Here is a 12,909-nt window from a genome sequence, read left to right as displayed (position 1 = left end):
TTCAGTGGCTAGAATTTGTAATATTAATCTGATAAAATGGAAACGGACTAATTTCGACATTTTATTTGAGGAGAATAATGATGTTTTTATTACTTAAGCACAGAGATTTATTTATGCAGCTACTTAAAAGAGACGTTCTTATGCGCTACAAAGGATCTTTCTTGGGGATTGCATGGTCAATTATAAATCCTTTAATTATGTTGACCATTTATACTTTTGTATTCAGTGTTGTGTTTCAAGCTAGATGGGGGACAGCAGCCGTAGGTACAAATAAAACCGAATATGCTCTTTTGCTATTTATCGGCCTTATTTTTCACACTATTTTTAGTGAAGTAGTTACACGTGCACCTGGATTAGTTTTGGGTAATCCTAATTATGTAACCAAGGTTGTGTTTCCTTTAGAATTACTTAGTATAGTCTCTTTATTTAATGCATTGATTCATTCGATTATTAGCATAATTATTTTATTATTGGCTATGTTTTTTATAGCAGGACAAATTCATCTGACTGTTGTTTTATTACCTTTAATATATATTCCTCTATGTTTTTTTGTCTTAGGAATTAGTTGGTTTATTTCTTCAATCGGAGTTTTTTTTAGAGATACTTCGTACTTTATTAATATCGTTGTACAAATTTTGTTTTTTGTTACACCTATTTTTTATCCCGTAACAGCACTTCCCGAATCATTCCAACCGTTAATGATGTTAAACCCAATGACTGGTGTTATTGAGAATGCAAGGGCAATATTATTTTACGGAAACTTGCCAGATTGGGTATGGTTTATTAAAACTCTTGGTATATCTCTTGTGATTATGGTATTAGGGTATATATGGTTTAAAAAGACTAAAAAAGCGTTTGCTGATGTAATGTAGTTATAGGATTGGAGTGGAAACCGTGTCTAAATATAAAATAGCTTTCTTGCTTGGATATCCTGAAATATCAGGTGGAACAAATGTTATAATGGAGCATGCTGTTGGATTAAGTAAACTAGGCCATGAAGTTTATATTGTTACAGAAATTCCTTTTGATAAGCAGAGATTATCTTGGCATCCCGAAGCAATGCAATTGGAATGTCTCTCTCATGAACAATGCAGAGGTATTCTTTTTGATATTTCTATCGCAACCTGGTGGCGTAGCGTGTATGATCTTCCTTTCGTTCGCGCTAGAAGGTATGCATACTTTTGTCAATCCATTGAATCCAGATTTTTCTCTGAGAAAGATCCCGATATGAAAGCTCTTGCGGAATTTACTTATCGCTTGCCTTATCCTGTGGTTACAGAGGCCACATGGATTATGGAGTATTTAAGAAACCATTATGGTTCTGATGTGACCTTGGTTAGAAATGGCATTAAAAAAGATATTTTCACTACGGACGGGCCAATTATAGATGATTCTAGGCCTCTGGGGCTTCGAGTTTTAGTTGAAGGCCCATTAGGGGTCCCCTTTAAAAAAGTAGAAGAAACTGTAGCTTTGTGCCAACAAGCAGGAGTGAAAGATATTTGGTTACTAACTTCTACACCTACTAACGAATATAAAGGTGTAAACAGGCTATTTTCCAAAATACCTATGAAAGAAGTTCCAGCAATATATCGTTCTTGTGATGTCTTAGTTAAATTAAGTGTAGTCGAAGGAATGTTTGGTCCTCCGCTAGAAATCATGCATTGTGGCGGAACTGCGATTACATCTAATGTTACTGGTCACGACGAATATATGAGGCATTATGATAATGGGATTGTTGTTCCTATGGGGGATGACCAACAAGTAATTAAAGAATTAAGAAATTTACTACACGATGATAGTCTGCTTACTCAACTAAAGACCAATGCAGCAAAAACAGCAAACGAATGGCCTTCTTGGGAAGTAGCAGTTAAAGAGATGGAAAAGTTTATAGTAAAGGAAATTGAAAAAGATATTAATGAAACTAATTTAGAACATGTTACTATGAATGTACTTATTGCAAGTTTAAAATTAGCTGGCCCTCTCCATGCTGCAATTAATAGAAGCTATAATAAAAAGGAATTAGCACTTTTATTTCAAGAAGGTTTAAAGAGGTTTGTAAAACGGGAATTTCCAGGTGTTTTTCAGAAAATTAAAAAAATCAAGAATACAAAAGAAATTGTTATCGAACAAGAGTTGCCGCAGTTTCCGCAAAATTTTAGTGCTCATGCAAAAGTTGACAGTCCTCTGGTTTGTTTTGTGGGGGATAAAAGAAGACATTTCAGTACAGTCCCGTCTTCTTCCAGCAACTTGACGGTGTCTTTTATTCATGTTGAAAACCAAATTGATGATTCAATTATTAATAAAATTAAAGAAAAAAATCCTGATTATTGTGTAATATATGATTTGAATCCAATTAATACAGAACTTCTCGATCGGATTCCTAACGTTAAGTTTCTTGTTATGACTAAGGAAATGACAGTTTCTGAGATTGATCGTTTGCGAAAGTTAAAAGACGATGTGTTCGTTGTACATGTAAATAGCAAAATCGCAACTTTATTGCATTCCAAAAACGTCAGATTATTAAGTTCTATCTTTTTGCCTATTAATTCAGAATTGTTTTTAAGTCATTCAAGCCTTAATGACTGGTTGGAGAGAAAAATCCCTTTATTAATAATTGGGTCTGAACATACGGAACAAAATAAAGACTGGTTTCAAATTATTGAAAACTTTGAGTATCTCCATGTTAATCAGGTTTCAGACGAAAAACTTTTAGCACCACTATTGAAAAATTCAAAAGTAGTTCTTTATTTACCAAGTATAAAAGAAGATTATTTAATGCCTACTTATGCTTTACGTGATATGACAAGTGGATGCTTAGTTATTGCACCTAAATTTGAATCTAACTATACTTTCATGCCAGGGGAACATTATTTATCCTACGATAATGTTACTGAATTAGAGAGGATTCTCAATATATTCAATACTTTTCCGGATAGTTATGATATTGTAAGAAGAGTCGGTATGGAAAAAAGCAAGGAATTTTTGTCTGATGATGTGTATTTGAATATGATTAATAGTATTTATGGAGATGCTAATGATTAAAAATGAAAAAATTTTCCCTTTGATTTATCGTCTTTTGACAAGGAAGATTTATAAAAAGAAAAAGAATGATGTATCAGCACCATCGTTAGTTGAAGTTATTGCATTCATTATATTTGAAAGGGCTCCATTAAGCTATTTTAATAAATTTGGTCATGAAGGCTTAATAAAAATAGCTTTTTCTTTACAAAGACTAGTTTTGTTGTTCTATAGTTTTTTAAAGTTTTTCTATAGAATTGCAAAGCTTACTTTAACAATGTTGAAAAAAATAAAAAGAGTTTTTAGGAAAGACCGCCATTCGACAACATTTACGGACGGGTTACCTTATTCAAGTAATACAATTATAATGGGCGATATAATAGCCTTTCATGGTTTTAGGGTGGAAAGTAAAAAGGTTTTTCTTTATTTTTCTAGATTTGAAGAAATAAAAAGCGATCTGCTGTTTTTTGTCCATGCTTACCCTGAAAATGTTAGTCAATTGTCACAAGAAAGGTTGTCCCAAGGATATTTTTCGTTAGACAATTGGCCGGCTATTCCAATACGTCATTGGCCTGGAAAGAAAACTTATACAAATATTATTGATTTTTCGTCGTTTGCGTCTGGATACTATAAAATCAAAGTTGGTATTTATAATCCTGTAACTTTTGAAAGATTGTCTATACAAAGCACCGCGGACAATAGTATAGATTTAGGGTGGATACTGATAAAATAAGGAGAAATATTATGTCATTGGGTACGGTTCGGGTTTCAGATTTTAATCAATTGGAAAAAAATATTGTTTATTCAATGAAGGAAAAAGACGTAATTGGATTCGATATTTTCGACACAATTATTAGAAGAAGACTTGAACCTGAAGTTATAAAAGATTTAGTGGCAAAATATGCGGTTGATTTGATTTATAAAGAAACAAAAGAAAAACTCGATTGGCAACTAATTAGAAAAAAAAGGTTCGATCTTGAGGTAACGTTAGGTACTAGAAATGAAGCTTTAGGATTTGATCATGAATTTTTATATGAGAATTTTTTAAGCGAGTGGATTGATAGTTTTAATGTATCATTAGACAAAAAAGTATTGTTTGACATGTTATACGAGAAGGAAATTCAGTTAGAGATGTCTTCTCAATCTCTTACACCGAATATAAAAAAAGTTTTAAAAAGGCTCCTTGATGAAAACAAAAAAATTATCTTCATATCAGACATGTATTTCTCGATTGATATCATATGGAGATTCTTGGACAAATTGGGAGTTTCGCGATATTTTCATAAGGGATTTTGCTCGTCTCAAACTTTAACGAAAAAAATGACTGGTAAATTGTTTGAGTTTGTAATGAAAACAGAATCTATTCAGCCGAATAAAATGCTTTTTGTTGGAGATAACATTTATAGTGATGCAAAAATGGCAAGTAGTAAAGGAATAGATGTAATTCATATTTCTGATAAACTAGAAAAGAAAAGAAGGACAGGTTTGAATTTGCATCATTGGGCCTCGAATCGAAATGATTTTTGGAAAGGAAAATACCTAGAATATGTTGTGAAAAATATTTCTGAACATATTAAGGAAAACCAAAATCCTAATTATAAATTAGGTTTGCTTGTTTCTCCGATTCTAATCTTGTTTGTGTTATATATCATGGAGCAGAGCCAAAAAAATAGGCTAAATAGAATTGTGTTTTTAGCTAGAGAAGGTAAAGTTTTCTATGATATTTATAATAAGATTATAACTACTTTTAATTTAGAAAATGAGTACCCGCCTGCTAGTTATCTTTATGTTAGTAGAAAATCTACTTTTCTTCCTTCTATGAAGGAGTTTTCCTGGAAAGAGATAGAGCGTTTTATGGTTCAATACAATAAACAATCTATTAATAGTTTATTATCAAATTTAAGTTTACCGAACGAGATATATCATAAATACGCTTTAGAGGTTGGGTTGGAAGATTTTGATGAAATTATAGAAAATCCAAGTGAAAATGAAAAATTTCTTAATTTTATAAATCATGATGAAGTTAGAGCATTATTTATAAAGCATCGAGACGAAGCAAAAAATAATTTTAAAAAGTATATTAAGCAAGAAGGTATATGGGGACTGGACAAAGTTGCTTTTGTCGATATTGGTTGGAAAGGTACAATTCAAGACAATATAACACGAACATTTGAAGACGATGACGAATTTCCTTATGTTTATGGGTATTATGTTGGTTTGATTAATGGTCATAATGATTGGGGAAAGAAATCCGATAAATTTGGTTTTTTTGCGGATTCGAGAGAAAATAATCACATAAATAATGTTATCTTCAAAAATGGTTCGATTTTTGAAATGTGTACAACTCCAAATCATGGAACTACAATTGGGTACTATAACGAGAATGGTAAAATTCACCCTAAATTAAAATCTTTCGAAATAGAAAAAGAAAATTTTAATAAGTATTTTGCTGATGTTTTTGAGGCAATTGATGATTATTTGCAGGATTTTTTAATAGTATATCCCTTGTTGCAAGACGAGACCGAACAACTTAAAATTTATTTTATAGACCAGATTAGAAGATATATACTGTATCCTTCAAAACAGGAAGTTAAATCTTTTTTTGAATATTCACATGTTGAGAGTTTTGGTGTTTTTGAAGTAACTACTTTTAATTTTAAAGGAAATTTATTAAAAGAGTTTTTCAGAAAACCTTTAAACAAAGCACCTTATAGAATTAAGGAAATTATAAGAAAACAAATGTGGCCGGAAGCTGTTTTAAGAAACTTGAAGATACCCTTTTTGAATTTTTTAGCTGATTTTAATTCAACACGTAAACAATAAATTAAAATTTGTGGTGATAACGTGGATACAAATGAGCAAGTTATTTCAGTGGATAATATAAGTAAGTGCTATCATGTTTATGCAAGACCTCAAGATAGATTAAAACAAATGATGTTTTCTTTATTTCCAAAAGAACAAATAAAGACATACTCAGAGCAATTCTGGGCGTTAAAAGACATAAATTTTAGTGTTAATAGAGGCGAAACAGTCGGTATTATAGGTAGAAATGGTTCTGGCAAAAGCACTCTATTACAATTAATAGCAGGAACATTGCAACCTACTTCTGGAAATATTAGTGTTAATGGCAGAGTTGTTGCATTGTTAGAATTAGGGAGTGGTTTCAATCCAGAATTTTCTGGAGAAGAAAACATATACTTGAGTGGGAGTATTCTTGGAATTACTAGGCAAGAGATGGATGAGCGCATGCAAGCAATTATTGAATTTGCAGACATAGGTGAATTTATAAAACGGCCTGTTAAAACTTACTCTAGCGGAATGCATGCGCGGCTTGCTTTTTCTGTTGCTATAAATACAGATCCAGAAATTTTAATAGTAGACGAGATTTTGGCCGTTGGCGATGCAGCGTTCCAGGCAAAGTGTAACAAAGCTTTCCATAATATTCGAGAAAAAGGCTGTACGGTTCTTCTTGTAGCTCAGGATCCTTATATGGTTAGAACATTTTGTACATCTGCTCTTTATTTGCGTAAAGGACAGATTGTCGCCTATGGTAACCCTACCGAGGTTACAGAAAAATATTTAATGGAAATCGAAAAAGCTCAGTTGGATGACGAGAAAAAGGTAGAAGAAAAGTTATTGCTTACAGAGAAGGAATCAGCAAGTTCTGAAGCAAAAGATATATCTATACAACAAGGTCCTCTTTATAGAATCGAAGAAGTTAAAATGTTAGATTCTAATGACCAAGTAATAACCACTGTGAAGTCAGGCCAAGATATTAGATTAAGATTTAATTACAAAAAGCTAACTAATAACGATGATAAAGTGGTGTTCGTATTTTCACTTTATCGGCATGATGGACTATATATATGTGGAAATACGACATTAATGGATAAACTAACTCCATTCCCTACAAATTGCACAGGAGAAGTTGAAATTTACTTTCCTAAAATAAGGTTGTTGTCTGGGAATTATAAATGGAGAGTAGCCATTGATGATGACCGTGGATTGGGTATATATGTCGAAGCTTATACCGAAATCTTCAATGTCATTGACGACTTGGAAGCAGTGGGGTTGGTGAATTTGGAAAGGGAATGGGTTATTAAAACGAACGGAGGTGTATAAAATGGAAAGAATTGATCCTCAGAACGAAACGAAGATAGTACTGAGGGAACACTATCACAGATATGATTGGGCTAATAAATGGACTTTTGGAAATGTCTGTGATATTGCATGTGGTAATGGATATGGAAGTTTCATTGTAAAGGCTAATAACCAAATTCATTCTTATATTGGTTATGATATTTCTGAAGAAGCTATTGCTTATGCTAGAAACAATTATTCATCCGATAATATACGGTTTGAGTTAGGTAATTGTTATAGCTTAGATTTAGAAGATCATTCTATTGATACGATTATATCTTTAGAAACATTGGAGCATCTTGATAACCCCTCAAAAGCGTTAGATGAATTTCAACGAATTTTAAAGCCAGAGGGCCTTATGATAGGATCAGTCCCAACATCAGCTTATGAAGAAACATGTACTGAGGTATATGGACCTAATCCTTATCATCTTCAACAATTTTCGGAGTCTGCTTTAAAAAGCATGCTTGAGAACAAATTTAAATATGTAATGATATACAATGCATATCTCAGTATTGTTAGTACGATTTCTAAATTAGATATTTCGAAGTGTAACATTATTAACGATGACCTAAATAGTAAGATGGGATCCTTTTTATTTTTGGCAACAAATTCTCATAAATTGTTTGATGAAATTACAAGCTCTGGTGATATCAATGATGTTGAATACATCATGCCGTTAGTGGAATATGATAGAATTATATTGGTGCCAAGAAACAAAACGATTAGTGACCAGACAAAATTAATAGATGAAAGAGATAGCTTAATTAAAAAGCAAGACCAATTAATTATCGATAAGGATAACGCTCTTAGTAATCAAACCAAACTTATTGATGAGCGAGATTCTTTAATTAAGAAGCAAGACGAAATGATAATTGAAAAAAACGAAATTTTGTTAAAGCAAGAAATAATGATCAGAGATAGAGACGAAGCAATAACCACTCAAACATTGTTGATTGATGAAAGAGATCGCTTAGTTAAGTATTATGAAGAGAAAATTATGAAATTGAACGAGGAAGTAAACGAAAAGAATCTCTTAATAAACAACTATGAAGAGACTTTTTGTAAGCTTAACGAAGAATTAGATAAGCATAATGGTGAAAACAACAATCTAAAGCTTGAGCTTGAAAATGAAAAACAAACTAATAAGGAATTGGAACAATCGATTAAGAAAAAAGATCTAATATTAAAAAGTGTTCGTGCCAGTTTAAAGAATGCTATTTATCTAGTATTGAACAGGAAGAATAAAGAATGAAACGACTCTTATTATTTACCGAAGCAACTGGCGCGGGTGTGCTCTCGGCTATAGAAAATACTTGTAAATATCTTGATAACGATTTTGAAATTACTTTTTTGTATTACTCAAGAGAAGAAACTCCAAGCCACGATGAATTACGAAAAAGATTGGGTAATAGGGTTAATATACGTCAAATTCCGAGTGGAACATTTAAGCTGTTCAAATTATTTAAAGAATTCAAAAAATATGTAGAAATGTATAAACCGGATATTATACATTTACATTCATCATATGCAGGTTTCATAGGGAGAATAGCACTTTTATCTTCTGCAACGGATACGAAGGTGTTCTATTCTCCTCATTGTTTTGCATTTGAGCGAAATGATGTAAATTTGATAATCAAAAAAATATATCTTTTAATTGAGACTTTTTTGACAAAACGCTGTGGCCAGATTATTGCCGTTTCGAAACACGAACAACAACTTGCATATAAAATTGGGGCCAATGAAAGTTATTTGGTTTATAATACATTATCTCATAATGCTCAAAAGTCACTTAATGCCTCAAATAAAAATGTTCAAACACACAAAACTGTTATCGCTACAATAGGTAGATTATCTACCCAAAAGAACCCTCAACTATTCATAAACTTGGCAAAGAAATTTAGCAATAATCAAGATATTAAGTTTATTTGGATTGGTGGAGGAAATAAGAAGTGGCAAACAAAAATTAATAAGTTAATACTCGGACAAAATAATATAGAAATCACTGGTTGGAAAAGCCGAACTGAAGTTTTAAATCTTCTTTCCAACATTGATATATACTTACACACTGCATCATGGGAAGCTTTGCCTATTTCAATATTAGAAGCAATGTTTCATCAAAAACCAATTATTATTAAAAATTATCCCGGTGTTAGGGAGTTAGTTACTCAAGATTATAATGGTTTTATAGGTCAAAATGAAGAAGAGCTTTTTTTATATTTAAAAAAGCTAATTGATGACAAATCACTAAGATACCAATTTGGAGAAAATTCACTTAGATTATATTATGAAAATTACGATCCACAAAAAACGATGAGTATACTAAAAGATATTTACTTGAATCGAGGAGTTAATTCATGAAGGTTTCTGTAGTAATTCCTTGTTATAATCATGGAAAATATGTTGAGGAAGCTATAAAAAGCGTCTTAGCTTCTACGTATGAGAATATTGAAATTATAGTTGTAAATGATGGTTCAACTTGTGAAGATACAGTAAATATACTTAACGATCTAGAAAAAAAGTATGAGGATATTGTTTTTATTCATCAATCTAATAAAGGATTACCTGGAGCTAGAAATTCTGGAATTCGTGTTTCAACTGGGGAATATATTTTGCCTCTGGATGCCGATGATCTTATTGCCCCAACTTTTATTGAAAAAGCAGTCTGGGTTTTGATTAGAAAACCTGAGATATCACTAGTATATTCGAATGTTCAACTTTTTGGTAAAGAAGATTATGTTTGGTATACGAAAGATTTCAGTTTCAATGAATTGTTAGAGGAAAACTATATCCCCGCAACTGCATTATTTAAGAAAAAAACATGGGAAGAAGTAGGGGGATATGATGAGACTTTTATAAAAGGTTATGAAGATTGGGAATTTTGGCTAAGATTGGCTAGTAAATCATTTTTAGGTTATAAAATAGATGAAGTTCTTTTTTTCTATCGAAAACATGAGCACTCCATGCTCACTGAATCAAATAAAAATAGAAGCGAATTAGTGAATATATTAAAGAAAAAATACTCTATGTATTCCACTAATAGTTCTATTGAAATTAAGTTGATTATTAAAAACATTTATCGCTACATTAAATACATGGGAAAAAGATTAGTATCAAAATTTCCACATAAATTTAGAGTTTCATTAAAAAAAATCTACTATTCTACAAGAAAATCAAATGAATTAACAAATAACGGAAATTTTCAAAAAAAATTCGATGAGTATAAATTTGAACCAGTCTCATTTGGAAATACTACTAAAATAAATAATATAGTAATCATATTGCCTTGGTTGAATATTGGAGGAGTAGAAAGGGTTTATTTGGAATTAATTAGTAAAATTAATATTTGGTTTAATGTTATTCTAATTACAACTAAAAATTCAAAACATCCTTGGAAAAAAGAGTTTGAAAAATATACTAAATTCATTTATCATTTAGATCTTATAAGCAAAAATCAAGAAGATCAATTATTGTTTTTAATGGATTTGTTAAATTTTTACAATGTTAGATTAATACAAATATCAAATTCTTTAATTGGAAATCAATCCATTCCATTAATTAAAAAGTATTATCCGGATATTTATATTTGTAATCATCTCCATATGGAAGAGCCTTACGAAGCATGGGATTATTTTAAAGTGAGTAGCGAATTTAAGAAAGATATTGACTGTTTCGTAGTTCTAACAGACCGGCAAAAAGAAATTTTGGAAAAAAAATATTTAGTTTCCTCAAATAAAATATATGTAATACCCAATGGAATAGGAACAGAATGGATAAACGGAAATAAAAGTAAAAGAAACGATCAGAAGTTAAATTTGGCCTTTATTGGTAGGGTTGACGAACAAAAAAATCCTCTTTTTTTTATAGAAGTTATTAGAAGACTTTCGAAGAAAAGTAATTATCATAAAATTGACAAAGTATTCTTGGCAGGAGAGGGTCCGTTATTCCGAAAGTGCAAGAAGAAAATATTTTCAACGAAAATAAAATTATTGAAGGGGTTAAACTCGAATGAAGTAAGGCGAATGTTACATGAAGAAATTGATATTTTAATATTACCTTCTATTAGAGAAGGTTTACCTATTATAGGTTTAGAGGCTATGGCTTCCAAAGTATTATTAGTAGTTAGTAACGTAGATGGCTGGAATGATTTATTAGTAAATTCCAAAACGGGAATATTAATTGATGATTTTGACGTTGAGTTGTATGCTCAGAAAATAAATGAAATTTTGGAACAATATCAAGTTCGGGAAAAAATTATTGATAGTGCTCAGCAACAATTTATGAAAGATTACACTGTCGATAAAATGGTGGATAACTATATTTCGCTTTATTGTGAAGTTTTGCAAAATAATTAAATTAAGACTTTGGGTAGGCAAAATTTTTTTAAGTTGTATTAAAATCTTGAATTTAGTAGTATTTAATATGTTCTCTATAGCCCTCTGTGCCTATACAATAGTTCGATTTTCTGCAAGAAGTTTGCGAAATGGAAGCAATGCCTAAGGAAAAGAAATTCCTGCACCACTTGCTGTTGACCGAGGAGATGGTAATCCAGGAGTGCGACTGTCGCATTGGCCTGACAGTCGCGCTAAGAAGTTACTGCTATAACAGGTAGGTGGAAGCTTACCGTCGCCCTTTGTAATGGTCTTAATTACAAGAACGTTATAATCTGGTACTCTACTCCCCAACAAAAATGCAAAGATCGTTGTTTTCATATGTATCAATATTTCCGTCCCTTTTAATAGGGCATATTTAAGAATGTTACTCCATTAAAATATTTATTATAAAATTATAATTTTTTAGTGATTAAATAACAATATTCGGAGGCTAGAAAAATGCATTATTTGGATTTGGCTGATAAGAAAGCGAATAGTTCCGGTTATTCCAATACATATTTTTTGCTTTTTAAACAATTGAGACCAAAGCAGTGGACAAAAAATTTATTGGTTTTTGCAGCACTGTTATTTTCTTATGAAATGATAAATTACTATTCACTATTCAATACTGTAGTATGCTTTTTTCTATTCTCATTTATTTCTGGTTGTGTATATATTGTTAATGATTACCTTGATATAGAAGCAGACAGACAACATCCGATAAAAAAAAATAGACCTATGGCTTCAGGTGCACTAAGTCCAAAACTTGCATTAGTTTTTGGCGCTAGTGTTTTAATCATTTCTCTAACTGTTGCGTTCTTTTTAAGTCACTTACTAATGTTTTTATTAATATTATATTTTGTTCTTAATGTATTCTACTCTATCAAATTAAAACATGTTGTAATCATTGATGTTATGATCATCGCATCTGGATTTGTTTTGAGGGCTATTGGAGGAGGACTTGTTATAAATGTTCCTTTTACACCATGGTTCTTGCTATGTACCATGCTACTTTCGTTATTTCTTGCTATTGGAAAAAGAAGACATGAGCTAATTTTATTAACAGATAACAAGACCTCACACAGGAAAGTACTAGAAAAGTATTCGATTCAATTACTTGATCAAATGAACAATATAGTAGCTACTTCAACGATCATTTGTTATTCATTGTTTACATTTACTTCAGGAAAAACTGTTCATCTTATGTGGACAATACCTCTTGTGATCTATGGTGTTTTTAGGTATTTATACTTGATTCACATTGAAGAGGCAGGGGGAGCCCCAGATAAGGTTTTGTATGAAGATAAACATATTTTAATTACAGTCATATTATTTGGTGCATCTGTAGCTTTCATTTTAGCTTTCCTAAAATAATAAA

Annotated in this window: 9 protein-coding genes; all 9 read left to right on the top strand. The window is 31.2% G+C overall.

Translation table 11 applies throughout. The annotated features are described in order from the left end of the window. Window positions 1–80: 80 nt before the first annotated feature. The 9 genes from KQX66_RS29230 (at window position 81) to KQX66_RS29190 (ending at window position 12,905) form a co-directional block, all read left to right on the top strand. The gene (locus KQX66_RS29230) at window positions 81–872 is read left to right on the top strand and encodes an ABC transporter permease (RefSeq protein ID WP_253957509.1); all 792 of its coding nucleotides are present in this window, start codon (window positions 81–83) and stop codon (window positions 870–872) included. A 22-nt stretch (window positions 873–894) separates the two neighbouring features. After that, entirely contained in the window at window positions 895–3,042 is a 2,148-nt protein-coding gene (locus KQX66_RS29225) for a glycosyltransferase family 4 protein (protein WP_216796499.1), read from the top strand. Further along, a complete protein-coding gene (locus tag KQX66_RS29220) occupies window positions 3,035–3,751 on the top strand; it encodes a hypothetical protein (protein ID WP_216796493.1) in 717 nt (238 codons plus the stop codon). Before KQX66_RS29225 ends, KQX66_RS29220 begins: the two co-directional genes overlap by 8 nt. Before the next feature lie 11 nt (window positions 3,752–3,762). Beyond that, window positions 3,763–5,841, top strand: coding sequence for an HAD hydrolase-like protein (locus tag KQX66_RS29215; RefSeq protein ID WP_216796491.1), 2,079 nt, complete (start codon window positions 3,763–3,765; stop codon window positions 5,839–5,841). 21 nt (window positions 5,842–5,862) lie between these two features. Further along, complete coding sequence (locus KQX66_RS29210) at window positions 5,863–7,140, top strand: ABC transporter ATP-binding protein (RefSeq protein ID WP_216796488.1); 1,278 nt, start codon at window positions 5,863–5,865, stop codon at window positions 7,138–7,140. Window position 7,141: 1 nt separating this feature from the next. Then, complete coding sequence (locus KQX66_RS29205; protein WP_216796486.1) at window positions 7,142–8,413, top strand: class I SAM-dependent methyltransferase; 1,272 nt, start codon at window positions 7,142–7,144, stop codon at window positions 8,411–8,413. After that, window positions 8,410–9,519, top strand: coding sequence for a glycosyltransferase (locus tag KQX66_RS29200; protein ID WP_216796484.1), 1,110 nt, complete (start codon window positions 8,410–8,412; stop codon window positions 9,517–9,519). Before KQX66_RS29205 ends, KQX66_RS29200 begins: the two co-directional genes overlap by 4 nt. Continuing rightward, window positions 9,516–11,513, top strand: coding sequence for a glycosyltransferase (locus KQX66_RS29195; RefSeq protein WP_216796482.1), 1,998 nt, complete (start codon window positions 9,516–9,518; stop codon window positions 11,511–11,513). Before KQX66_RS29200 ends, KQX66_RS29195 begins: the two co-directional genes overlap by 4 nt. 477 nt (window positions 11,514–11,990) lie before the next feature. After that, a complete protein-coding gene (locus tag KQX66_RS29190; protein ID WP_216796480.1) occupies window positions 11,991–12,905 on the top strand; it encodes a decaprenyl-phosphate phosphoribosyltransferase in 915 nt (304 codons plus the stop codon). Window positions 12,906–12,909 lie beyond the last annotated feature (4 nt).

The organism is Paenibacillus oleatilyticus (assembly GCF_018998565.1).
Classification (GTDB): Bacteria; Bacillota; Bacilli; order Paenibacillales; family NBRC-103111; genus Paenibacillus_G; species Paenibacillus_G oleatilyticus.
Note: the sequence above shows the minus strand (reverse complement) of the source record. Positions and strands in the feature narration are given on the sequence as shown.